Origin of the sequence: Pseudomonas sp. AAC (genome assembly GCF_000725445.1) — a bacterium.
Taxonomy (GTDB): domain Bacteria; phylum Pseudomonadota; class Gammaproteobacteria; order Pseudomonadales; family Pseudomonadaceae; genus Pseudomonas; species Pseudomonas citronellolis.
Window position 1 is genome coordinate 134559 of sequence record NZ_KL647102.1, and the last position, 23422, is coordinate 157980.

Here is a 23422-nt window from a genome sequence, read left to right on the forward strand (position 1 = left end):
CGCCGTTTGTCGCGCGCTCGGTGGCCCGGGGGCCGGGGCGCTAAGCTTGGCCTGAGGGCGGGAGGTTTCCGCCTGCTTGAGGTGACTGATGGCTGAGCTGCATCGTGCAAGTTTGTCGGGTCCCGGTCTTTATGAGCGGTTGTTGCATCGACTTGAACTGGCCCTGGACGAGGCCGAGACCGCGGAACGCCTGCGCGATGAGCATCCCGAGGAATTGGAGTTGCGCGGCCTGAGCAGCGCCGAGATGCAGTTGATCCGCGCCTACCTCGACCAGGATGTCAACTGGCTGCGCGGCTGGCACGCCGCCGCCGAGGAACTGGCGCTGATCGAGCACGCTCCCGCCCGTTCCACGCGGGCGCGCCTGGGCGGCAGCGCCGGCAAGACGCGTCCGTCCCACCGCCACCTGCAATTGCTCTGCGCGCTGTGCGGCACGCCGGTGGTGTACAACCGCCAGCACGGGGTGATGCCCTGCGCTTCCTGTGGTTCGCAGTTGTTCCGCGGCTCCCGCGGGCGTTGATTCCGCGCGTTCATCCGCTAGGCTGTGGCGCTCCATGAAAGGAGCCGCCGATGCCGCTGCGCTATCTCATCAAGCAGATCCTGATGCCGCCGGGCATCCTGCTCATTCTCCTGTTGCTGGGCTTCGTCCTGCGCCGCCGCCGGCCGAGGCTGGCGTTGGCCTGCTTCGTCGCCGGGTTCGCCGGCTTCTGGCTGCTCAGCCTGCCGCTGACGGTGGAGTGGGGCGCGCGCCTGCTGGAGCGCCAGCCGGCCCTGACGCGTTCGGAGTGGGCGGGGCTGGCGCAGCGCGCCGAGGCCATCGTCATCCTCGGCGCGGGCCGCGAGCGCGGCGACCCGGCCTGGGGCGACGACCAGCCCGGGCTCATGGCCCGCGAGCGGCTGCGCTACGCCGCGCGCCTGGCCAAGGCCAGCGGCTTGCCGATCCTGACTTCCGGCGGCCTGCACTACGGCACGCCGCCCAGCGAGGCGCAGATCATGGCCACCAGCCTGGCGGACGACTATGGCGTGAGCGTGCGCTGGCAGGAAGGGCGCAGCCGCACCACCTGGGAGAACGCCGCCATGAGCGCGGAAATTCTCCGCCAGGCCGGCGTGCGCCGCGTGGTGCTGGTCACCCAGGCGCAGCACATGCCGCGTGCGCTCTGGAGTTTCGAGGCCAACGGCCTGGAGGTGGTGCCGGCGCCGATGGGCTTCATCGGCGTGGACAACGCCCGCCCGTTCGGCGGCTGGCTGCCGGAGGCCAAGGCGTTCTGGCAGAGCAACCAGTTGCTCAACGAGGCGCTGGGGTTGCTGGGGTACCGGTTGTTCTATCGCTGAGGGAATGCATCGCGGACCTTGTCCGCGATTCGCGCGCAGGGCGCGCTCCTACATGGGAATGGCGCGTGGCTGGCTATCGCGGATGAATCCGCTCCTACACTCAGCCGAACATCCGGCGCTGCTCGGGCGCGGTCTGGCGGCGCACCACGGCCCAGAGCGCCAGGACCACCGCCAGGGTGCCCAGCGGCCACAGGCGCCATTTCAGGTAGGGCGTCAGGCCCTGCATCGGGGTGACCTCGCCGCGCAGCACGCCCTGCTGGAACTGCGGGATCTCGTGGGCGATGCGGCCCTGCGGGTCGATCAGCGCGGTGACGCCGTTGTTGGTGCCGCGGACCATCCAGCGTCCGGCTTCCAGGGCGCGCATCTGCGCCATCTGCAGGTGTTGCAGCGGGCCGATGGAGGTGCCGAACCAGGCGTCGTTGCTGATGGTCAGCAGCAGCTGGCTCTGCGCCGCGAGGCCGGCGGCGAATTCCGGGTAGACCACTTCGTAGCAGATGTACGGCGCGACGGCGTAGCCCTTGGCCTTGAGCAGCGCCTGGTCGGCCGGGCCGCGGGCGAAGTCGGACATGGGCAGGTCGAAGAAGGTGATCAGGCCGCGCAGCAGGTCCTGCAGCGGCACGTATTCGCCGAAGGGCACCAGCTTCTGCTTGAGGTAGTCGCCGCTGCCGTCGCCGACCACGGTGATGCCGTTGTAGTAGTGCACGCCGTCGGCGTCGCGCTGGCGCATGGGCACGCCGGTGATGAGAGCGGCACGCTTCTGCCTGGCCATTTCGTCGAGCATGGCCAGGTAGCCGCCGGCCTGGTCCTTGAGCAGCGGCACGGCGGTTTCCGGCAGGACGATCAGGTCGACGTCGTGCTGCTCGGCGCTGAGGTCGCGGTACAGCTCCAGTTGCGCGGTGACGTGCTTGGGGTCCCACTTCATGTCCTGGGCGACGTTGCCCTGGATGGCGGCGACGGTCAGCGGCTCGCCGGCGGGGGCGGTCCAGGCGTGGCCCTTGAGGACGAGGCCGGCGATCCACGGTGCCAGCAGCAGGACCAGGCCGACGACCAGTTGCGCCGGGCGGAAGGTCAGCTGCGGCAGGTTGATCAGCAGCGCGGCGCACAGGGCGATGCTGAAGGAGATCAGCCACACGCCGCCGATCGGCGCCAGGCCGGCCAGCGGGCCCTGCAGCTGGCTGTAGCCGGTGAACAGCCAGGGGAAGCCGGTGAGGAACCAGCTGCGGAACACCTCCAGGCCCAGCCACAGCGCGGCGAAGGCCAGGGAGTCGCTGACCGGTGCGTTGTTGCGCCGCAGCAGGCGCGCCCAGGCCCAGGCCGGCAGGCCGAAGAAGAACGCCACCCCGGCGCTGAAGCCGACCACCAGGAAACCGGCCAGGGCCGGCGAGGCGCCGCCGAAGTCGTGGATGCTGTAATAGATCCAGCCGGTGCCGGCGAGGAAGGCGCCGAAGCCGTACCACCAGCCGCGCCACAGCGCCGAGCCCGGGGTGACGCCACGCAGCCCGAGGTAGAACAGGGCGACGGAGAGCAGCGCCAGCGGCCAGATGCCGTAGGGGGCCAGGGCCAGCGGGGTGATGGCGCCGGCGGCAAGGGCCAGCAGGTGGCCCGGCCAGCCGGGACGGGTGATCCAGCGCATCGGTATTCCTTGGAAGCGATTTGGCGATGCGCAAGAGTAATGGAGAGACGAACGGTCGGCTATGGGGACGAGGGCGAAAAGCCGCGAGGCGTCTGCGACGCTGTGTTGCAGGATGTCTGAACGGCCCGTAGGCGCGGAGCTTGTCCGCGGCGGGAGGCGCTCTTCGTAGGATGGGTTGAGCCTTGCGAAACCCATGCGGTTGCGGTGATGGGTATCGCAAGGCTCAACCCATCCTACGATGGTGCTTCCCTGGAACTGTAGGAGCGGGCCCTGCCCGTGATTCGCGCGCAGGGCGCGCTCCTACAGAGGAGCAGGCCCGCCTCAGTCGCGCAGCGGCGTCAGACGCAGCAGGTGCAGGCGGCGGCTGTCGGCGTTGAGCACGCGGAAGCGGAAGCCGCCCAGTTCGGTGGTCTCGTTGCGCTTGGGCAGGTGGCCGAAGGCGCTCATCACCAGGCCGCCGACGGTGTCGAATTCCTCGTCGGAGAATTCCGCGCCGAAGAAATCGTTGAAGGCTTCCACCGGGGTCAGCGCCTTGACGATGAAGTCGCCGCTGGGCAGCGGCTTGATGTAGCTGTCTTCCTCGACGTCGTGCTCGTCCTCGATGTCGCCGACGATCTGCTCCAGCACGTCCTCGATGGTCACCAGGCCCGCCACGCCGCCGTACTCGTCGATGACGATGGCCATGTGGTTGTGGTTGGCGCGGAACTCGCGCAGCAGCACGTTCAGGCGCTTGGACTCGGGCACGAAGGTGGCCGGGCGCAGCAGGTCCTTGATGTTGAAGGCGTGGCTGTCGTCGTGGAGGATCAGCGGCAGCAGGTCCTTGGCCAGCAGCACGCCCATCACGTCGTCGAGGCTCTCGCCCACCACCGGGTAGCGCGAGTGCGCCGCCTCGATGATCGCCGGGAGGAACTCGCGCGGGCTCTGGCTGGCCTTGATGCTGATCATCTGCGAACGCGGCACCATGATGTCGCGCACCTGCAGGTCGGCGACCTGGATGGCGCCCTCGACGATGGACAGCGCCTCGCTGTCCAGCAGCTTGTTGTCGTGGGCGTCGCGCAGCAGCTCGAGGAGCTCCTGGCGGTTTCTCGGCTCATGGGCAAAAGCCTGGGTGATCTTGTCCAGCCAGGACTTATGCCCGTTGCTCGATCGGTCTTCGCTCATCTTTCCTTTGCTCGTTGGCTTTTATTCTTCATCCGCCGCGTACGGGTCGGGGTAGCCCAGTTCGGCCAGCAATTGCCGTTCCAGGGCCTCCATTTCCTCGGCCTCGGCGTCTTCGATATGGTCGTAGCCCAAAAGGTGCAGGCAACCGTGGATCACCAGGTGGGCCCAGTGCGCCGCCGGCGCCTTGCCCTGTTCGGCGGCTTCGCGCTCGACCACCGGCACGCAGATCACCAGGTCGCCCAGCAGCGGGATGTCCAGCAGCTCGTCGGGTACGTCGGCGGGGAAGGACAGCACGTTGGTGGCGTAGTCCTTGTGCCGCCAGGTGCGGTTCAGCTCGCGGCCCTCGGCCTCGTCCACCAGGCGGATGGTCAGCTCGGAGTCGGCCTGGCGCTGGCGCAGGGCCAGTTCGCACCACTGGCGCAGCTGCGCCTCGGCGGGCAGGTCGGCGGCTTGGCTGGCGACCTGCAGGTCGAGTTCAAGCATCGCGGGTTTCCCCGGGGGCGCGCTCGCCGTCCTGGCGCAGCGGCTGGCGTGCCTCGAAGCGCTCGTAGGCCTCGACTATGCGTTGCACCAGCGGGTGGCGCACCACGTCCTTGGGCTTGAAGTGGGTGAAGCTGATGCCCGGCACGTCGCGCAGCACTTCCATCACGTGCTTGAGGCCCGAGCGGGTGCCGCGCGGCAGGTCGACCTGGGTGGCGTCGCCGGTGATCACCGCGGTGGAGCCGAAGCCGATGCGGGTGAGGAACATCTTCATCTGCTCGATGGTGGTGTTCTGGCTTTCGTCGAGGATGATGAAGCTGTTGTTCAGCGTGCGCCCGCGCATGTAGGCCAGCGGCGCGACCTCGATCACCTGGCGCTCGATCAGCTTGGCCACGGTCTCGAAGCCGAGCATCTCGTACAGGGCGTCGTACAGCGGGCGCAGGTAGGGGTCGATCTTCTGCGACAGGTCGCCGGGCAGGAAGCCGAGCTTCTCGCCGGCCTCCACCGCCGGGCGCACCAGCAGGATGCGGCGGATCTGCTCGCGCTCCAGGGCGTCCACCGCGCAGGCCACCGCCAGGTAGGTCTTGCCGGTGCCGGCCGGGCCGATGCCGAAGTTGATGTCGTGGTCGAGGATGGCCTTGACGTAGCGCTGCTGGTTGGCGCCGCGCGGGCGGATGTGCGCCTTGCGCGTCTTCAGCGTGATGCTGGGCGCCTCGCCGGAGCTGGCCAGGTCTTCCAGGCCGGATTCCTGGAGGAACAGGTGGACCATGTCCGGGGTCAGCTCGGTGCCGCTCTGCGCCTCGCGGTACAGGCGCTGCAGCAGGTGCTCGGCGGCCTGGGTGCGCGCGGCCTCGCCAACCAGTTCGAACTGGTTGCCGCGGTTGCGGATCTCGATGTCCAGGCGTTTCTCGATCTGGTGCAGGTGCTCGTCGAACTGCCCGCAGAGATTGGCGAAGCTGCGCGCGTCGAAGGGTTCCAGGGTGAAGCGATGAAGATCCAGGGGGGCGTTCAAGGTGCTGTCGGTATGACCGTTGGGAAATTAGGGATGACCGAAGAATAACCCCGGCGGCCCCTGTGGGAAAGTCGGGCGCCGGGATGCACTTCAGTGACGGGTGGGCTCGATGAGGCGGCCGCGCAGCGAGTTGGGCAGGGCCTCGTAGATCTCCACTTCGGCGAACTGGCCGATCAGGCGCGGATTGTCGCAGGCGAAGTTGACCACGCGGTTGTTCGCCGTGCGGCCCTGCAGCTGGCCCGGGTCGCGCTTGGAATAGTCGGTGACGAGGATGCGCTGGATGCTGCCGACCATGCGTCGGCTGATCTCGAAGCCCTGCTGCTGCAGGCGCGTGTTGAGAATCATCAGGCGCTGCTTCTTCACTTCTTCCGGGGTGTCGTCCGCCAGGTCCGACGCCGGGGTGCCCGGGCGCTGGCTGTAGATGAAGACGAAGGAGTAGTCGAAACCGACTTCTTCCACCAGCTTCATGGTCTGTTCGAAGTCCTTGTCGGTCTCGCCGGGGAAGCCGACGATGAAGTCCGAACTGATGCAGATGTCCGGCACCGCGGCCTTGAGCTTGCGGATGCGCGACTTGTATTCCAGCGCGGTGTGGTTGCGCTTCATGGCGGCCAGCACGCGGTCCGAGCCGGACTGCACCGGCAGGTGGACGAAGGGCACCAGCTGCGGCAGTTCGGCGTGGGCGGCGATCAGCGCGTCGCTGAACTCCAGCGGGTGCGAGGTGGTGTAGCGGATGCGCTCGATGCCGTCGACCTCGGCGACCACCCGCAGCAGTTCGGCGAAGTCGGCGATGCGCCCGTCATGGGTGGCGCCGCGGAAGCCGTTGACGTTCTGCCCCAGCAGGGTGACTTCCCTGACGCCGTTCTCGGCCAGGTGGATGACCTCGGCGAGCACGTCGTCGAACGGTCGGCTGACTTCCTCGCCGCGGGTGTAGGGCACCACGCAGAAGCTGCAGTACTTGCTGCAGCCTTCCATCACCGAGACGAAAGCGGTGGGGCCGTCAACCCGCGGTTCGGGCAGGCGGTCGAACTTCTCGATCTCCGGGAAGGACACGTCCACCTGCGGTTTGCGGGTGGTGCGCGCGGCGTCGATCATTTCCGGCAGGCGGTGCAGTGTCTGCGGGCCGAACACCACGTCGACGAACGGCGCGCGCTCGCGGATGGCGGCGCCTTCCTGGCTGGCCACGCAGCCGCCGACGCCGATCACCAGCTCCGGCTTGCGCTGCTTCAGGGCCCGCCAGGCGCCCAGTTCGGAGAACACCTTCTCCTGGGCCTTTTCGCGGATCGAGCAGGTATTGAGGAGGATCACGTCGGCTTCTTCGGCCTTCGCGGTCAGCTCCAGGGCATGTTCCTCGCCCAGCAGGTCGGCCATGCGCGAGCTGTCGTACTCGTTCATCTGGCAGCCGTGGGTCTGGATGAAAAGCTTCTTGGCCATGCGCGTTTCGTCGGGGAAATCCAAAATGACCGGGCATTATAGTGGCGCGCCGGGCCCGTTCCTAGGGTTGCGCGCCAGGCGGCTGTGCTATGATTCGCGCCCTCCTTTTCGCAGAACTGTCACCCGTCGTTCATGAACAAGCGCACTGCTGTCCGGCACGCCTCATGCTATTAACAGCTGCCCCTGACGCAGGTTGATCTCGCGTATTCGCTCCTGCCGTCGTCGGTAACGTTCGGCCTCCAGACCAGGACGCTGAAACAGCGTCGCCTGTACCGCCACCATCAGCATCCACAGGCTTTGCCGCGTTCCCGTCCTGCGTTGGTAAAGGTTCAGCAGCAAGTAGCTGATCAGCGCACAGAGAATCTGGATGCGCACGGCATTCTCGCTACGGCCCAGGAAACGCCTGACCTTCAGGTGTTGCTTGATCCATTTGAAAAACAGCTCGATCCGCCAGCGATCCCGGTAGCGCTCGGCGATTTCTGCCGCCGGGCTGCTCAGGTCGTTGGTCGCCAGGCTTAGAGGCGGCTCATCGCCTGGGCGGTTCACCAGGATCCGCCGCAGGGGCTGGGTGTAGTGATTACGCCGTCGGCCACCTGGGTTGCGGTTGGAGAAGTTCACCTCTTCGTCTCGCAGGATCGTTTCCCGGTCTTGCTGGGGAACCTCGCGCTGGGCCAGGACCTTGAGCCGCACATTGGACTTGAATCGTGTGACGAAGCGGGCCTTCTGGGCATCCAGGCTCGCCCACCAGTTGAAGTCGTAATAGCCCTTGTCGAATACGTAGGTGGCCTGTGGCTCGATACCCAGCGTCCGGCCTTCGTCGATGTCGTTGACGTTGGCTGCGCTGAAGCTGCAATGCACCGGTGCTGCCGCCTGCTCGGCATACAGCACATGGACTTTCAGCCCCTGGGAGCGGGTTCGATTGGACAGCGTCCATTCGTCGAAGCCAGGGCCCTTGAGGGTGATCGTGGTGGAGTCCAGCAGGTACAGCAGTTCCTTCCCGTCACGGCGTAACTGCCGGCAGACGCCCGCCATCAGGTAGTGCGCAACCTGGGCGAAGACCTCGGTATTACGGCGTTCGTTGGCATCGGCCAGGGTGGAACGCCGGATCGGGCCCGTCCCCAGGTGATAGTGCTGATGGGGATGGCTGTTGAAGCTGGTTTCAAGCGCCCGCAGGCTGCTCACGCCGGCCAGTTGGGCATACACCATGGCGACCAGGTGATCCCAGCTGCCAAAGCGCTTGCTGTGCTTGTCGGCGCCGTGTTCGGCGACCAGTCGATCGAAGACGCCGCGAGGCAGCGCTTTTAGTACATCGTGAAAACGGCTTATCCTGAACATCTTGCGGGGGCTGTGAGGTTGAGTTGGCGCTCAACGGTTTAACCCGTGCCTTCAGCCCCCGCAAGCCCTCCAGACGCCCCCTCGAAAATATTCCGGACAGTAGTGTGAACAAGCGCGAGAACCCGATCTACAAAGTCGTCTTCCTCAACCAGGGCCAGGTGTTCGAGATGTACGCCAAGCAGATCTACCAGAGCGATCTGTGGGGCTTCCTGGAAATCGAGGAGTTCGTCTTCGGCGAGCGCACCCAGGTGGTCGTGGACCCCAGCGAAGAGAAGCTCAAGGCCCAGTTCGAGGGCGTTATCCGCAGCTTCGTGCCGCTGCACGCGATCATCCGCATCGACGAAGTCGAGCGCCTGGGCACGCCGAAGATCAGCGAAGCCAAGGGCGGCGGCAACGTGATGCCGTTTCCGATGCCGATGCCGGATAAGAGCTAGAAGCTTGAAGCCATGAGCTGGAAGTGGCTGCATGCTTCCAGCTTCCAGCTTCCAGCTTCCAGCTTCCAGCTTCCAGCTTCTTTTTTTAGGGCAACGGCGAAAACGGCGTATTGCCCGCGGTCTGCAGTTCGATCAGGTAGTTGCGGAAGATCTGCCCCAGCACCTTGCTGGCGATGTCCAGTTCGTCCTTGCTCATCTGCTCGGCGACCAGGTCGGCGCTGTCCATGGCGTCTTCGGCGCCGTTCACCGCGGCCATCTTCAGCACTATGTAGGCCTGGATGTTGTTGGCCTTGACCCCTTCGCCGCGGAAGAACATGGTCCCCAGGCGCCACTGGGCCTGGGCGTGGCCCTGCAGCGAGGCTTTTTCGTACCAGCGCAGGGCGGCGGGGAAGTCGCGCGGGGCGCGTTCGCCGGTGTAGTAGTACTCGCCCAGTTCGAACTGCGCCTGGGCGTCGCCGCCATTGGCGATCTGCTGGCAGCTGGCCAGGGCCTGCTGCAGTTGCTCGGGCACCGTGTTCAGGCTGCAACGGCCGGTCGCCGGAACCAGCAGCGAGTTGCCTCCCGCCTGCGCGAACAGGGGCGAGATGAACAACAGGCTGCCCAGCAGCAGGGCGCGACCAGAACGGTACATGGGGAGAAACGGCCTCCGGCAACGGGGCGGGCACAATGCCCGGCCGGCGAAAACGTGCCGGCCTGCACATTATGAAATAAGCCGACGCTTCCTTACAAAGTCTTTACGGTGTTTTTCGCGGTTTCCGTCCGAATGGCCAAGAAACCGGCGTAGGGCTCGCCGGGAAAGCGTAACGACGGAAAATTGGCCGCGGCGAGCGCCGCGGCCGGAGGGGCTCACTTGAGGGCGGCGAAGGCGCGCTCGGCGGCGTCGAGGGTCAGCTTCAGCTCGGTGTCGCCGTGGGCGATGGAGGTGAAGCCGGCCTCGTAGGCGCTGGGCGCCAGGTACACGCCGCCGTCCAGCATCAGGTGGAAGAAGCGCTTGAAGCGCTCGGCGTCGCTGGCCATTACGTCGGCGAAGGTGACGATGTCGTCCGCGCCGCTGAAGTACAGGCCGAACATGGCGCCGGCCTGGGTGGTGACGAACGGGATGCCGGCGGCATCGGCGCGCTCCTGCAGGCCCTGCAGCATGCGGCTGGTGTAGTCGGTCAGCTCGTCGTGGAAGCCCGGGCGGCTGATCAGCTTCAGGGTGGTCAGGCCGGCGGCCATGGCCAGCGGGTTGCCCGACAGGGTGCCGGCCTGGTAGACCGGGCCCAGCGGGGAAATCTGCTGCATGATCTCGCGCTTGCCGCCGAAGGCGCCCACCGGCATGCCGCCGCCGATGATCTTGCCGAAGGTCGACAGGTCCGGGGTCACGCCGTACAGCGCCTGGGCGCTGCCGAGATGGACGCGGAAGCCGGTCATCACCTCGTCGAAGATCAGCACCACGCCGTGCTTGTCGCAGGCCTTGCGCAGGCCCTGGAGGAAGCCCGGGGCGGGCGGCACGCAGTTCATGTTGCCGGCCACCGGCTCGACGATGATGCAGGCGACGTTCTGGCCGCACTCGTCCAGGGCCTTGTCCACCGCTTCCAGGTCGTTGAACGGCAGCGTCAGGGTGTGCTTGGCGAAGTCCGCCGGCACGCCCGGGGAGTTCGGCACGCCGAAGGTCAGGGCGCCGGAGCCGGCCTTCACCAGCAGGCTGTCGGAGTGGCCGTGGTAGCAACCCTCGAACTTGATGATGTCGTCGCGGCCGGTGTAGCCGCGGGCCAGGCGGATGGCGCTCATGGTCGCCTCGGTGCCGGAGCTGACCATGCGCACCATGTCCATGGACGGCACCAGCGAGCAGACCAGGTCGGCCATTTCCACTTCCAGCGCAGTCGGTGCGCCGTAGGACAGGCCGTGTTCCAGCTGGCGGCGCACCGCGTCGAGCACTTCCGGGTGGGCGTGGCCGAGGATCATCGGGCCCCAGGAGCCGACGTAGTCGACGTAGCGCTTGTCGTCTTCGTCCACCACGTAGGCGCCTTCCGCGTGCTTGAAGAACAGCGGGGTGCCGCCGACGCTCTTGAAGGCGCGCACCGGCGAGTTGACGCCGCCGGGGATGTGCTTCTGGGCGTTGGCGAAGAGGAGTTCGGAACGGGACATGGCGACCTCTCGTTGGGATCCGTGAAAGCGGCGCGCAGCGGCGCCGCGGGAAAGGGTTAGAACAGCGCGGCGAAGGCGCGGGCGCGGCGCTCCACTTCGGCCGGGGTGTCGGCGGCGAAGAGCGCGTTGATCACCGCCAGCAGGTCGGCGCCGCGGCCGATCAGCTCGGGGGCGTTGTCCAGGCTCACGCCGCCGATGGCCACCAGCGGCACGTTGGCGAAGCGCGCGCGGGCCTGTTCCAGCAGCTCGGGGCTGGCCTCGGAGGCGCCGGGCTTGGTCAGCGACTGGAAGAAGCGGCCGAAGGCCACGTAGTCGGCGCCCTCGGCGACGGCCTGGTCGGCCAGTTGCAGGCTGCCGTGGCAGGTGGCGCCGATGATCGCCTGGCGGCCCAGCAGGGCGCGGGCGGCGGCCAGGGAGCCGTCGGTCTGGCCCAGGTGCACGCTCACGCCCAGGCGCGCGGCCAGCTCGGCGTCGTCGTTGATGATCAGGGTGGCGCCGTGGCGCTCGCAGAGTTCGCGCAGGGCCTCGGCCTCGCGCAGGCGGCGCGACTCGTCGGCGGACTTGTCGCGGTACTGCAGCAGGCGCGCGCCACCGCGCAGCGCGGCCTCGACGTAGGGCAGCAGGCGGCCGTCGGCGAGCAGCTTGCTATCGGTGATGGCGTAGAGTCCGCGGAGTTTCATGAAGGCCTCGGCAGGTGAATCAGGAGCAGAAGTCCAGCGGCAGCCGGCGCGGGACGTACTGGCCGTGGCCGGGAGCCTCGGCGTCGCGCAGGGTGCGCCAGGTGTAGTCGAGGGCGCTGCGCACGGCGCTGGCCAACTCCTCGCCCAGGGCCAGGCGGCCGGACAGGGCGCTGGCCAGGGTGCAGCCGGAGCCGTGGTAGCTGCCCGGCAGGCGCTGGCAGGTGAAGGTGTGCCGGCTGCCGTCGCGGCCGTACAGGCGGTTGTGCACCTCGGACTCGTCACCGTGGCCGCCGGTGATCAGCAGGTTGCGGATGTACGGCAGCAGCTTCTCGGCGCATTCCTCGGCGCTGCCTTCGGGCAGCTCGGCGAGGATGCGCGCCTCCGGCAGGTTCGGCGTGGCGATGGCGGCCACCGGGAACAGCCGCTCGCGGATCGCGTAGCCGACTTCGTCCTTGCCCAGGGCGCCGCCGCCGCCGGCGCGCAGCACCGGGTCGCAGACCAGCGGCACGCCGGGCAGCGACTGCATGATCTCGACCACGGTGTCGACCATCTCCACCGAGCCGAGCATGCCCAGCTTGACCGCGGCCACCGGCAGGTCGGCGATCACGGCTTTGGCCTGGGCCAGCACCCACTCGCGGTCGAGCACGCGGAAGTCGGAAACGTTGACGGTGTCCTGAACGGTCAGCGCGGTGACGGCGGGCGCCGCATGGCAGCCTTGGGCGATCAGGGCTTCGATGTCGGCCTGCAGGCCGGCGCCGCCACTGGGGTCGTGGCCGGACAGGCAGAGCACTACGGGACGGGAGGTTGGCGTTTTCATGGCGCGGGAGCTTACCACTAAACCCGGCAGGCGTCGTTTGCCCCGACCCCCGGCCCGGCGCTGCTTGATCGTCATGCCGGCGTGCTAAAGTTGGCCGATTCGAAAATCACGCCCACAGGGCGCGCCGATCGCGGGGGATGGGGCCCCTGGGCGCCGTCCGGAGGGGCACTGCGGGGTAGCATGCAGCGCTGGCTGATCCTCTTCCTTCTCCTTCTTTCGCCGCTGGCCGGCGCGGTCAGCTTCGACGAGCACACCAGCCGCCTGCCGCTGGGCCACTCGATTGATGTCTTCGAGGACGTGCGCGGCACCGCCGACATCGCCGACATCACCTCCGCGGCCCTGGCCGACAGCTTCCGCCGCCACGACCGCGACGTGCTCAACGCCGGCTACTCGCGCTCGGTGTTCTGGATCCGCCTGGACCTGGACTACCGCCCGCAGGAATCCCAGGACCCGGCGCCCTGGCTGCTGGAACTGGCCTACCCGCCGCTGGACCGCCTGGACCTCTACCTGCCCGGCGCCGACGGCAAGTACCAGCTGGCCCAGCGCACCGGCGACACCCTGCCGTTCGCCAGCCGGCCGATCAGCCTGACCAACTACCTGTTCGACCTCAAGCTCGCGCCCGGCAAGCCGCTGCGCGTCTACCTGCGCCTGGAGAGCCAGGGCTCGATCCAGGCGCCGCTGACGCTCTGGTCGCCCAAGGCCTACATGGAGAACCTGCCGGGCAACGTCTACGTGCTCGGCATCATCTACGGCGTGCTGCTGGTGATGCTGGTGTACAACCTGTTCATCTTCGTCAGCGTGCGCGACACCAGCTACCTCTATTACATCCTCTACATCGCCTCCTTCGGCCTCTACCAGGTCTCGGTCAACGGCGCCGGCATCGAGTACTTCTGGCCCAACAGCCCCTGGTGGGCCAACGCCGCCACGCCCTTCCTGATCGGCTCCGCCAGCCTGTTCGGCTGCCAGTTCGCGCGCAGCTTCCTGCACACCCGCGAACACAGCCCGTGGGTCGACCGCACCCTGCTGGCGCTGATGGCCGTGGGCGCGCTGGTGATGCTGCTGGCGTTCTCGGCCAGCTATGCGCTGTCGCTGCGCCTGGCCACCTACCTGGCGCTGGCCTTCGTGGTGGTGATCTTCAGCGCCGGCATCCTCGCCTGGCTGCGCGGCATGCGCGTGGCGCGCTACTTCATCTTCGCCTGGACCGCCTTCCTCCTCGGCGGGACCATCAACACTCTGATGGTGCTGGGCTTCCTGCCCAACGTGTTCTTCACCATGTACTCCGGGCAGATCGGCTCGGCGCTGGAGGTGGGCCTGCTGTCCCTGGCCCTGGCCGACCGCATCAACGCCATGAAGGAAGAGCGCACGCGCATCCTCCAGGAATCCAGTCGCAAGCTGGAGCAGCTCAACCTCGAACTGGCCAACAGCAACCGCCTGAAGGACGAGTTCCTGGCCACCGTCACCCACGAGCTGCGCACGCCCATGAGCGGGGTGATCGGCTCGCTGGAGCTGATGCAGACGGTGCCCATGGACGTGGAGCTGGCGCAGTACCAGAAGACCGCCACCGGCTCGGCGCGCGACATGATGCGCATGGTCAACGACATCCTCGCGCTGATCGAACTGCAGGCCGGCAAGCTCTACCCGCGGCGCGAGCCCTTCAGCCTGCGCGGCCTGTTCGACAGCCTGCGCGCCCAGTACGCGCCGCGCGCCGAGGCCAAGGGCCTGCGCTTCGACCTGCAGCTGGACGAGAACCTGCCCGACACCCTGGAAGGCGACGCCGGCAAGTTGGCCCAGACCCTCGGCTACCTGCTGGACAACGCCATCAAGTTCACCCATCAGGGCGGCGTGAGCCTGCGCGTGGACGGCCAGCGGCAGAGCGACGGCGTCGCCCTGCGGGTGACGGTGCAGGACTCCGGCATCGGCTTCGAGACGCCGGCCGACGATGCGCTGTACCAGCGCTTCCACCAACTCGACGGCTCGCTGACCCGCGAGTACGGCGGCCTGGGCATCGGCCTGGCGCTGTGCCGCCAGCTCACCGAGCTGCTCGGCGGGCAACTGCAGCACCATTCCAGCCCCGGGCGCGGCAGCCGTTTCGTCCTCGAACTGAACCTCGGCCAGCCGGCGCAGAGCTTCAGCGTGCCGCCACGCCGCGCCGGCGGCCAGGCCCTGCGCCGTCCGGAACAGTGCACGGTGCTGGTGGTGGAGGACAACGCCATCAACCAACTGGTGATCCGCGGCATGCTGCTCAAGCTGGGCTACCGGGTGCGCACCGCCGACAACGGCTCGGAAGCCATCGACCTGCTGCGCCGCGAAGGCGTCGATGCCGTGCTGCTGGACTGCCAGATGCCGATCATGGACGGCTTCGCCACCTGCCGGGCGATCCGCGCGCTGCCCCAGGGCGGCGAGCTGCCGGTGCTGGCCATCACCGCCCACAGCCACAGCGGCGACCGCGAGCGCTGCCTGGCGGCGGGGATGAGCGACTACCTGGCCAAGCCGGTGAAGTTCGAGGAACTGCAGACCCTGCTGCACGACTGGCTGCTGTGCCAGCCGGCGCTGCCCAGCCACGCCTGATCCGCCGCGCCCGTTGCTTCACGCGGCGCGCTCCGCTGGCCGGAACGCCCGCACCGCTGGCGCAATTCCCCCTATGGCCAAGCCCTGAACCGTGATTCACTGCTTGAAACAATGAATCCGGATTCAGAGCATGGTCTACCGTCTCACCGAAGCCCGCCTGCAGAAGGACGTGGAACTGCGCGAGCGTATCCTCCAGCTGGCCCTGGCGCGGGTCGCCGAGGGCGGCTTCGCGGCGCTGACCATGCAGGGCCTGGCCGAAGAGGCGGGCATCGCCACCGGCAGCCTGTACCGGCATTTCCGCGGCAAGGGCGAACTGGCCGCCGAAGTCTTCGCCCGCGCCAGCCAGCGCGAGGTGGACGCCCTGGCCGTCGTCCTGCGCGGCACCGGCGGGCCGGCCGGGTGCCTGGCCCGCGGCCTGCGCCAGTTCGCCCGGCGCGCCTGGGACAGCCGGCGCCTGGCCTTCGCGCTGATCGCCGAACCGGTCGACCCCGAGGTGGACGAACAGCGCCTGCTCTACCGCGAGGCCTATGCCGAACTCTTCATCGAACTGCTGGAAGAGGGCGTGCGCAGCGGCCACTTCCACTGCGGCCCCGCGCCGCTGATCGCCGCCTGCCTGGTGGGGGCGATCGCCGAATCCCTGGTCGGCCCGCTGTCGCCGCCGGCCCGAGCCGCCCGCGATGCCGGGCAACCCAGCCCTGGCCTGGAGCAAGTCAGCCAGGCCCTCGTCGATTTCTGCCTGCGCGCCGTCGGCGCGCCCCAGCCGGAGGAACAGCGATGAACCTGCACCAGTACGCCGAGACCCACGAAGTGACCAACCAGGTGCCGCCGCTGGACGGCGCCAACCTCTACCGCATCGACCTGCCCTTGCAGGAATGGGTGCGCCGCTACGACGGCGGCTGGGCCGAGCAGCGCCTGGGAGCCTACGGCGCTTTGGCCGGCGGGCCGCTGATGGCCGCCGGCTTCCTCGCCAACGAGAACAAGCCGGTGTTCAAGAGCCACGACCGCTACGGCCACCGCGTCGACCTGGTGGAATTCCACCCGGCCTACCACGAGCTGATGCGCACGGCCATCGAGCACGGCATCCCGTCCATGCCCTGGACCGACCCGCGCGCCGGCGCCCACGTCGCCCGCGCCGGCCTGAGCTACCTGCACAGCCAGGCTGAGGCCGGCACCGGCTGCCCGCTGACCATGACCTTCGCCAGCGTCCCGGCGATCCGCCTGCAGCCGGACATCGCCGAGAAATGGCTGCCGAAGATCCTCGCCAGCGAATACGACCCGCGCAACCTGCCGATCGAGCAGAAGGCCGGCGCCACCATCGGCATGGCCATGACCGAGAAGCAGGGCGGCACCGACGTGCGCGCCAACACCACCCGCGCCTACCCGGTGGGCATCCCCGGCCCGGGCCAGGCCTACGAGCTGGTCGGGCACAAGTGGTTCTGCTCGGCGCCGATGTGCGACGCCTTCCTCACCCTGGCCTACACCGACAAGGGCCTGACCTGCTTCCTGCTGCCGCGCCACCGCCCGGACGGCACGCGCAACGAGTTCTACGTGCAGCGCCTGAAGAACAAGCTGGGCAACTGGTCCAACGCCTCCAGCGAGGTGGAGTACCGCGGCGCCCTGGCCTGGATGGTGGGCGAGGAGGGCCGCGGCGTGCCGACCATCATCGAGATGGTGGCCATGACCCGCTTCGACTGCATGGTCGGCTCCAGCGCCCTGATGCGCCAGGCGCTGACCCAGGCCGCGCACCACTGCGCCTACCGCCAGGTCGGCGGCCGGGTGCTGGCCGAACAGCCGCTGATGCAGAACGTGCTGGCCGACCTGGCCCTGGAAAGCGAGGCCGCGCTGGCCCTGACCATGCGCATGGGCCGCGCCCTGGACCACCTGCACGACGAGCAGGAAGACAAGTTCGCCCGCCTGGTCACCGCCGTGGGCAAGTACTGGATCTGCAAACGCGCCCCGGCGATGATCAACGAAGCCGCCGAATGCCTGGGTGGCGCCGGCTACGTCGAAGACACCATCCTCCCGCGCCTGTACCGCGAGGCCCCGGTGAACTCCACCTGGGAAGGCTCGGGCAACGTCCAGTGCCTGGACGTGCTGCGCGCCCTGTCCAAGGAGCCGGGCGTACTCGACGCGCTGTTCCACGAACTCGGCGACGGCCACGGCGACGCCCGCCTGGCAGCCTTCATCGGCAACCTCAAGGCCTCCTTCGCCGACACCGCCGACATCCAGTTCCGCGCCCGCCAGCTCACCGAGGACGTGGCCGTGGCCCTGCAGGCCAAGCTGCTGCTGGAAGCCGGCAACGCCACCGTCTCCGACGCCTTCATCGGCAGCCGCCTGGGCGGCGGCGGCCGCGTCTACGGCACCCTGCCGCGCGGCACGGACGTCGAGGCGCTGGTGGCGCGGGCGACGCCGCATCTGGCCTGATGCCGCTGGCCGGGAGCCGCGAGGCTCCCGGCCTAGCCCAGCAGGCGCCGACTCAGCAGGTGTTGCAGGTCGCGGCGGCCGTCCACTACCAGATAGACGTGAATGTCCCGTTCACGCTGGCGATAGATGATGCGGTAGGGCTTGAAGAACAGCTGGCGGTATTCGCGGATGCCCAGGCTCAGCAGTTCCTTGGGGAAATTTCCGCGCTCCGGTGAGTGACTCAGCTCGCCGATGCATTCCAGCAGCATGCTCAGGACATGAACCGCATGTTGCGGCCCGTCGAATTCGGCAACGTAGTCGTGGATGGACTTCAAATCGCGTTCGGCGCCCTGCGTGATGAACACGCGATAGGGCGATTCTGCCCCCATCAGGCGTCCCCGCGCAGGCGTTTCGCCACTTCGTCCAGAGCAGCGAATCGGCCTTCCTCGATTTCCTGGTTGCCCAGTGCCAGTAGTTTCAGCAGGGCCAGGGTCTCCTGGGTTTCCTCATAGCTGCGGACGTCCTGAATCACCGCCTTGGCTTCGCCGTTCTGGGTGATGATGAGCGGCTCCTGCTGCTCGCCGAGCTGCTTGAGCACCTCTGCCGCATTGGCCTTGAGGTAACTGATGGGTTTGACCTGGGAGGAGTAGCGCATGGTGGCGGCACCTGGAAGAGTTAAGGACTGAATATAGTCTTTTAATGGTTGCCCGCACAGTGGGAGTCCTCCCGGCTGGATGGGGAACCAAGGACATGATTCAGTCATCCCCTTCCTGCAAATAAGCAGGCAAGATGGAGCTGATCGCTCAGACAGGAAGCCCACCATGAATGCCGAGCTCGGCGACGCTTTCGTCGTCGCCCATACCGCAGAAGAAGCGGTCGACCGCCTTGCCGCCTTGCACCAGCGCGCCACCGGGGCGCTCAGCCAGGCTCTGCGGCGCTACCTGAAGACCCGCGAGCAGCCGGGCGCCGAGGAGCGCGCGCTGTTCCGCTATCCGCAGCTTCGCCTGACCTACCTGTGCCAGGGCGAGGTGCCCTCGACCACCCGCGCCTACGCCAAGGTGCAGACGCCCGGCACCTATGCCGTCACCATCACCCACCCCGCGGCCTTCCGCAAATACCTGCTGGAGCAGTTGCGCCCGCTGATGGAAGACTTCACCGTGCGCATCGAGGTCGGCCCCAGCGAGCAGAACATTCCCTATCCCTACGTGGTGGAGCAGGGCGATGAGCTGGCCGGCTCGGGCGTGACCGCCGCCGAACTGGCGCGGGTGTTCCCCAGCACCGATCTGTCGGCCACTTCCGACGGCATCGCCGACGGCCTGTACCAGTGGGAAGGCGCCGACCCCATGCCGCTGGCGCTGTTCGACGCCGCGCGCACCGACTTCTCGCTGCGCCGCCTGGTGCACTACACCGGCAGCGACTGGCGCTGCGTGCAGCCGTGGATCCTGCTGACCAACTACCACCGCTACGTCGATCAGTTCATCCACATGGGCCTGGAGCGCCTGCACGAGGACCCGCGCTTCGTGCGCATGGTGCTGCCGGGCAACGTGGTGATCGAGCGCGACATGGATCGGGGCGAGGCCAACGCCATCATCGCCGGCGTCGAGTGGCACCGTTTCCAGATGCCGGCCTATCACCTGATCGCCAGCGACGGCGACGGCGTCACCCTGATCAACATCGGCGTCGGCCCGTCCAACGCCAAGAACATCACCGACCACCTGGCCGTGCTGCGCCCGCACTGCTGGCTGATGATCGGCCACTGCGGCGGCCTGCGGCAGTCGCAGACCATCGGCGACTACGTGCTGGCCCACGCCTACATGCGCCGCGACGGCATCCTCGACCGGGTGCTGCCGCCGCACATCCCGATCCCGGCGCTGGCCGAGGTGCAGGTGGCGCTGCAGGAGGCCGCGGCGCTGGTTACCGGCGAACGCGGCGAACAACTCAAGCGGCGCCTGCGCACCGGCACCGTGCTGACCTACGACGACCGCAACTGGGAGCTGCACTGGGCCCAGGAGCGTCCGCTGATCAACCTGGCGCGGGCCGTGGCGGTGGACATGGAGAGCGGCACCATCGCCGCCCAGGGCTACCGCCTGCGGGTGCCCTACGGCACGCTGCTGTGCGTGTCGGACAAGCCGCTGCACAGCGAGATCAAGTTGCCCGGCGCCGCCAGCGCCTTCTACCAGCGCGCGGTGAGCCAGCACCTGGCGATCGGCATCGCCGCCGTCGACCTGCTGCGCACCCAGCTCAACTCGCTGCACTCGCGCAAGCTGCGCAGTTTCGACGAGCCGCCGTTCCGTTGATCCGGCGCATGGCCACGGCCCTTTCCCGCCCGCGCGGGGAGGGCCCGTGGCAGGATGGCGCAAAGGCCGCAACCGGAGGACGCCATGGCTGAACCCCTGCAACCGACCCGCGCCGAACGCGCCACGCGGGTACTGTCGCTGCTCGACCTGACCTCGCTGAACGCCGACGACGACATGCCGCGCATCGTCCAGCTCTGCCGCCGGGCGTTGACGCCCTATGGCGAGGTGGCCGCGGTGTGCGTCTACCCGCGTTTCGTGCATGTGGCGCGGCGCACGCTCAATGGCTTTGGTGCGCGGGCGGTGAAGGTCGCCAGTGTGTGCAACTTTCCCGCCGGGGATGCGCCTTTGGCCGAGGTGGTGGAGGAGGTGCGGCGTACCCTTGCCGAAGGCGCCGACGAGATCGACCTGGTCTATCCCTGGCAGGCGCTCAAGGCTGGACGGGCCGATGGCGCGGTGGAGCTGATCCGGGCCTGCAAGGCGCTGTGCGGGCCCTACCATCGGCTCAAGGTGATCGTCGAAAGCGGCGAGTTGGGTGAGCCTGAGTTGATTCGTACGGCTTGTCGCGAGGCCATTGCTGGTGGCGCCGACTTTCTCAAGACCAGCACTGGCAAGGTGGCCGTGAATGCTACGCCGGAGGCTGCGCGGGTGATGCTGGAATGCATCGTGGAGTCGGGCGGCAAGGTGGGCTTCAAGGCTGCTGGTGGCATTCGTAGCCTGGACGATGCCGAGGTCTACCTGGCTATCGCGCAGGAGATGCTTGGGGATGATTGGATCACATCCGAGCATCTGCGCTTCGGGGCTTCGGCGTTGCTCGATGAGCTGTTGCGCGAAATGGAGGCGTGACTTTTGTAGGAGCGAGCTTGCTCGCGAACGGTGCCTCTCTGCGATGCCTCCAAAGAGCACCCTCTCCCCAGCCCTCTCCCCAGCCCTCTCCCCAGCCCTCTCCCTGAAGGGAGAGCACTGCTGTCCGGCACGCCTCATGCTATTAACAGCTGCCCCTGACGCAGGTTGATCTCGCGTATTCGCTCCTACCGTCGTCGGTAACGTTCGGCCTCCAGACCAGGACGCTGAAACAGCGTCGCCTGTACCGCCACCATCAGCATCCACAGGCTTTGCCGCGTTCCCGTCCTGCGTTGGTAAAGGTTCAGCAGCAAGTAGCTGATCAGCGCACAGAGAATCTGGATGCGCACGGCATTCTCGCTACGGCCCAGGAAACGCCTGACCTTCAGGTGTTGCTTGATCCATTTGAAAAACAGCTCGATCCGCCAGCGATCCCGGTAGCGCTCGGCGATTTCTGCCGCCGGGCTGCTCAGGTCGTTGGTCGCCAGGCTTAGAGGCGGCTCATCGCCTGGGCGGTTCACCAGGATCCGCCGCAGGGGCTGGGTGTAGTGATTACGCCGTCGGCCACCTGGGTTGCGGTTGGAGAAGTTCACCTCTTCGTCTCGCAGGATCGTTTCCCGGTCTTGCTGGGGAACCTCGCGCTGGGCCAGGACCTTGAGCCGCACATTGGACTTGAATCGTGTGACGAAGCGGGCCTTCTGGGCATCCAGGCTCGCCCACCAGTTGAAGTCGTAATAGCCCTTGTCGAATACGTAGGTGGCCTGTGGCTCGATACCCAGCGTCCGGCCTTCGTCGATGTCGTTGACGTTGGCTGCGCTGAAGCTGCAATGCACCGGTGCTGCCGCCTGCTCGGCATACAGCACATGGACTTTCAGCCCCTGGGAGCGGGTTCGATTGGACAGCGTCCATTCGTCGAAGCCAGGGCCCTTGAGGGTGATCGTGGTGGAGTCCAGCAGGTACAGCAGTTCCTTCCCGTCACGGCGTAACTGCCGGCAGACGCCCGCCATCAGGTAGTGCGCAACCTGGGCGAAGACCTCGGTATTACGGCGTTCGTTGGCATCGGCCAGGGTGGAACGCCGGATCGGGCCCGTCCCCAGGTGATAGTGCTGATGGGGATGGCTGTTGAAGCTGGTTTCAAGCGCCCGCAGGCTGCTCACGCCGGCCAGTTGGGCATACACCATGGCGACTAGGTGATCCCAACTGCCAAAGCGCTTGCTGTGTTTGTCGGCGACCAGTCGATCGAAGACGCCGCGAGGCAGCGCTTTTAGTACATCGTGAAAACGGCTTATCCTGAACATCTTGCGGGGGCTGTGAGGTTGAGTTGGCGCTCAACGGTTTAACCCGTGCCTTCAGCCCCCGCAAGCCCTCCAGACGCCCCCTCGAAAATATTCCGGACAGTAGTGGAAGGGAGAGGGAGCCGTTCGGCGTGCACTGGCACTTCAGCACTTCCTGATGCCTCGCATAGCGCCTGATATTTCCATGAGGCACGTCTTCCACGCCGACACGGACTAGCCCCCTCGCCCTGACGGGAGAGGGAGCTGTTCGGCGTGCGCTGGCACTTCAGCATTCCCAGATGCCTCGCATAGCGCCTGATCTCTCCATGAGGCACGTCCTCAACGTTGGCACGGACTAGCCCCCTCTCCCTTCAGGGAGAGGGTTGGGGAGAGGGGCTGCGTTCAGGTCGGCACCAATGGTTCCGGGAGACTCCCCTCGCGAACAAGCATTAGGCCCCTTCACCCACCCATCCGCCCCACCAACCACTGCTCCCCCGGCTTGGGCGCGCGGAACGCCTGGCTTTCCACGCCCTGTTCATCCAACGCCCGGGCCAGGTCGTGGACGGGGGCGAACTGGCCTTCGTCGCTGAGGCGGAAGGTGCCGAAGTGGATGGCCATGCTGCACTGCGATTCCAGCGTGCGGTGGGCCTGCACGGCGTCGTCCGGGTTCATGTGGTGGTGGCGCATGAACCAGCGCGGTTCGTAGGCGCCGATGGGCAGCGCGGCGAAGCGCATCGGACCGAAGCGTTCGCGGATCAGCGCGAATTCCGGGCCCAGGCCGGTGTCGCCGGGGAACAGCACGGGACCGTCCGCCGATTCCAGCACGAAGCCCAGCCACAGGGTGCGGTTGGTGTCGTAGCGCGAGCGCGCCGACCAGTGCTGCGCCGGCACGCCGGTGAGCAGCATGCCCTCGTGCAGCGGCAGGCTCTGCCACCAGTCCAGCTCGTGCACGTCGACGAAGCCGCAGGCGCGGATCAGCTCGGCGTTGCCCAGGCCGGTCACCACCTTGGCTTGCGGGAAGCGCCGGGCCAGTTCGCCCAGGCTGCCGACGTCCAGGTGGTCGTAGTGGTTGTGGCTGACCAGGATCAGGTTGATCGGCGGCAGTTCGTCCAGGGCCAGGCCCGGCGGGTGGTGGCGCTTGGGGCCGACGAAGCTGAAGGGGCTGGTGCGTTCGCACCACAGCGGGTCGGTGAGGATGTTCAGGCCGCGGTGCTGGATCAGCAGGGTGGCGTGGTTGATGTAGGTGACGCGCAGTTCCTCGCCGCTGACCTGCGCCGGGGTTTCCGGGCGGCGTTCGGCGCCGGGCTGTTCGATCCAGGCCAGTTGCCTGTCGCGCTCCAGCTGCCACTTGAGGAATTCACGGAAGCCGTGGTGCGGCTTGGCGTCCAGGTTGCGGAAGCGCAGGCCGTCGAAGTTCGGGCTTTGCGGCCCGCTGTAGCCGCCGCCGAGGCGGCCGGCGAGGTTGAGCAGGGTGATCAGCCAGGGGGAGCGACGGGCCTTGGGCATGGTGGGATGCTCTGCGTGCTCTTGCGGGGGAACGGTGGCACAACCTAGCATGCCGGCCCATCCTTGTGCTCCGCCGACTCGTTGCCGTTTCC

General features: G+C 67.5%; 22 protein-coding genes. 8 read left to right on the forward strand and 14 right to left on the reverse strand.

Annotated features, from left to right (window positions below; all coding sequences use genetic code 11):
• Nucleotides 1-88 precede the first annotated feature (88 nt).
• Together FG99_RS28105 and FG99_RS28110 are read left to right on the forward strand one after the other, a co-directional pair.
• Nucleotides 89-517, forward strand: a complete 429-nt coding sequence (locus FG99_RS28105; RefSeq protein WP_009617334.1) for a hypothetical protein — start codon at nucleotides 89-91, stop codon at nucleotides 515-517.
• Nucleotides 518-567: 50 nt separating this feature from the next.
• On the forward strand, nucleotides 568-1329 hold the full coding sequence (locus FG99_RS28110; protein WP_043273494.1) for a YdcF family protein: 762 nt from the start codon (nucleotides 568-570) through the stop codon (nucleotides 1327-1329).
• Between the two features lie 100 nt (nucleotides 1330-1429).
• On the opposite strand, the gene lnt is transcribed toward FG99_RS28110, so the two are convergent.
• The 6 genes from lnt to FG99_RS28140 all read right to left on the reverse strand — a co-directional run bounded on the left by lnt (nucleotide 1430) and on the right by FG99_RS28140 (nucleotide 8381).
• Nucleotides 1430-2962, reverse strand: a complete 1533-nt coding sequence (lnt, locus tag FG99_RS28115) for an apolipoprotein N-acyltransferase (protein WP_043273495.1) — start codon at nucleotides 2960-2962, stop codon at nucleotides 1430-1432.
• Between the two features lie 321 nt (nucleotides 2963-3283).
• Nucleotides 3284-4123, reverse strand: coding sequence for an HlyC/CorC family transporter (locus FG99_RS28120; protein WP_009617338.1), 840 nt, complete (start codon nucleotides 4121-4123; stop codon nucleotides 3284-3286).
• A 21-nt stretch (nucleotides 4124-4144) separates the two neighbouring features.
• On the reverse strand, nucleotides 4145-4606 hold the full coding sequence (ybeY, locus tag FG99_RS28125) for an rRNA maturation RNase YbeY (protein ID WP_009617340.1): 462 nt from the start codon (nucleotides 4604-4606) through the stop codon (nucleotides 4145-4147).
• Nucleotides 4599-5615: a PhoH family protein gene (locus tag FG99_RS28130; protein WP_043273496.1), complete on the reverse strand. Its 1017-nt coding sequence runs from the start codon at nucleotides 5613-5615 to the stop codon at nucleotides 4599-4601. Before FG99_RS28130 ends, ybeY begins: the two co-directional genes overlap by 8 nt.
• A gap of 90 nt (nucleotides 5616-5705) precedes the next feature.
• The gene (gene miaB / locus FG99_RS28135; protein WP_043273497.1) at nucleotides 5706-7046 is read right to left on the reverse strand and encodes a tRNA (N6-isopentenyl adenosine(37)-C2)-methylthiotransferase MiaB; all 1341 of its coding nucleotides are present in this window, start codon (nucleotides 7044-7046) and stop codon (nucleotides 5706-5708) included.
• 162 nt (nucleotides 7047-7208) lie between these two features.
• A complete protein-coding gene (locus FG99_RS28140; RefSeq protein ID WP_043270464.1) occupies nucleotides 7209-8381 on the reverse strand; it encodes an IS4 family transposase in 1173 nt (390 codons plus the stop codon).
• A 104-nt stretch (nucleotides 8382-8485) separates the two neighbouring features.
• On the opposite strand from FG99_RS28140, the gene FG99_RS28145 reads away from it, so the two are divergent.
• Nucleotides 8486-8815, forward strand: a complete 330-nt coding sequence (locus FG99_RS28145; RefSeq protein ID WP_009617346.1) for a DUF1820 family protein — start codon at nucleotides 8486-8488, stop codon at nucleotides 8813-8815.
• An 85-nt stretch (nucleotides 8816-8900) separates the two neighbouring features.
• Here the strand turns inward: FG99_RS28145 and FG99_RS28150 are convergent, their stop codons facing one another.
• The 4 genes from FG99_RS28150 to FG99_RS28165 all read right to left on the reverse strand — a co-directional run bounded on the left by FG99_RS28150 (nucleotide 8901) and on the right by FG99_RS28165 (nucleotide 12442).
• Nucleotides 8901-9446 carry a tetratricopeptide repeat protein gene (locus FG99_RS28150; protein WP_043273499.1) on the reverse strand — a complete coding sequence of 182 codons (546 nt, stop codon included), beginning with the start codon at nucleotides 9444-9446 and terminating at the stop codon, nucleotides 8901-8903.
• 215 nt (nucleotides 9447-9661) lie between these two features.
• Nucleotides 9662-10945 (reverse strand): glutamate-1-semialdehyde 2,1-aminomutase, encoded by a 1284-nt coding sequence (gene hemL, locus FG99_RS28155; protein ID WP_043273501.1) that lies wholly within the window; start codon nucleotides 10943-10945, stop codon nucleotides 9662-9664.
• A 56-nt stretch (nucleotides 10946-11001) separates the two neighbouring features.
• The gene (thiE, locus tag FG99_RS28160) at nucleotides 11002-11625 is read right to left on the reverse strand and encodes a thiamine phosphate synthase (protein WP_009617352.1); all 624 of its coding nucleotides are present in this window, start codon (nucleotides 11623-11625) and stop codon (nucleotides 11002-11004) included.
• 19 nt (nucleotides 11626-11644) lie between these two features.
• Complete coding sequence (locus FG99_RS28165) at nucleotides 11645-12442, reverse strand: hydroxymethylpyrimidine/phosphomethylpyrimidine kinase (RefSeq protein WP_043273503.1); 798 nt, start codon at nucleotides 12440-12442, stop codon at nucleotides 11645-11647.
• Between the two features lie 180 nt (nucleotides 12443-12622).
• Here FG99_RS28165 and FG99_RS28170 point away from each other — a divergent pair, with 180 nt between their 5' ends.
• The 3 genes from FG99_RS28170 (at nucleotide 12623) to FG99_RS28180 (ending at nucleotide 17434) form a co-directional block, all read left to right on the forward strand.
• A complete protein-coding gene (locus FG99_RS28170) occupies nucleotides 12623-15010 on the forward strand; it encodes a hybrid sensor histidine kinase/response regulator (RefSeq protein ID WP_043273505.1) in 2388 nt (795 codons plus the stop codon).
• Between the two features lie 130 nt (nucleotides 15011-15140).
• Complete coding sequence (locus FG99_RS28175; RefSeq protein WP_043273507.1) at nucleotides 15141-15788, forward strand: TetR/AcrR family transcriptional regulator; 648 nt, start codon at nucleotides 15141-15143, stop codon at nucleotides 15786-15788.
• Nucleotides 15785-17434 (forward strand): acyl-CoA dehydrogenase family protein, encoded by a 1650-nt coding sequence (locus tag FG99_RS28180; protein ID WP_043273509.1) that lies wholly within the window; start codon nucleotides 15785-15787, stop codon nucleotides 17432-17434. The genes FG99_RS28175 and FG99_RS28180 overlap by 4 nt, the downstream gene beginning before the upstream one ends.
• Before the next feature lie 32 nt (nucleotides 17435-17466).
• On the opposite strand, the gene FG99_RS28185 is transcribed toward FG99_RS28180, so the two are convergent.
• Together FG99_RS28185 and FG99_RS28190 are read right to left on the reverse strand one after the other, a co-directional pair.
• A complete protein-coding gene (locus tag FG99_RS28185) occupies nucleotides 17467-17802 on the reverse strand; it encodes a type II toxin-antitoxin system RelE/ParE family toxin (RefSeq protein ID WP_009617370.1) in 336 nt (111 codons plus the stop codon).
• Nucleotides 17802-18068 (reverse strand): type II toxin-antitoxin system Phd/YefM family antitoxin, encoded by a 267-nt coding sequence (locus tag FG99_RS28190; protein ID WP_009617373.1) that lies wholly within the window; start codon nucleotides 18066-18068, stop codon nucleotides 17802-17804. The genes FG99_RS28185 and FG99_RS28190 overlap by 1 nt, the downstream gene beginning before the upstream one ends.
• Before the next feature lie 166 nt (nucleotides 18069-18234).
• On the opposite strand from FG99_RS28190, the gene amn reads away from it, so the two are divergent.
• Together amn and deoC are read left to right on the forward strand one after the other, a co-directional pair.
• Entirely contained in the window at nucleotides 18235-19710 is a 1476-nt protein-coding gene (gene amn / locus FG99_RS28195; protein WP_009617376.1) for an AMP nucleosidase, read from the forward strand.
• 84 nt (nucleotides 19711-19794) lie between these two features.
• The gene (gene deoC, locus FG99_RS28200; protein WP_043273511.1) at nucleotides 19795-20553 is read left to right on the forward strand and encodes a deoxyribose-phosphate aldolase; all 759 of its coding nucleotides are present in this window, start codon (nucleotides 19795-19797) and stop codon (nucleotides 20551-20553) included.
• 185 nt (nucleotides 20554-20738) lie between these two features.
• Here the strand turns inward: deoC and FG99_RS28205 are convergent, their stop codons facing one another.
• Both FG99_RS28205 and FG99_RS28210 read right to left on the reverse strand, forming a co-directional pair.
• On the reverse strand, nucleotides 20739-21848 hold the full coding sequence (locus FG99_RS28205) for an IS4 family transposase (RefSeq protein WP_051879329.1): 1110 nt from the start codon (nucleotides 21846-21848) through the stop codon (nucleotides 20739-20741).
• 435 nt (nucleotides 21849-22283) lie between these two features.
• A complete protein-coding gene (locus FG99_RS28210; RefSeq protein WP_043273512.1) occupies nucleotides 22284-23330 on the reverse strand; it encodes an MBL fold metallo-hydrolase in 1047 nt (348 codons plus the stop codon).
• Between the last annotated feature and the right edge of the window lie 92 nt (nucleotides 23331-23422).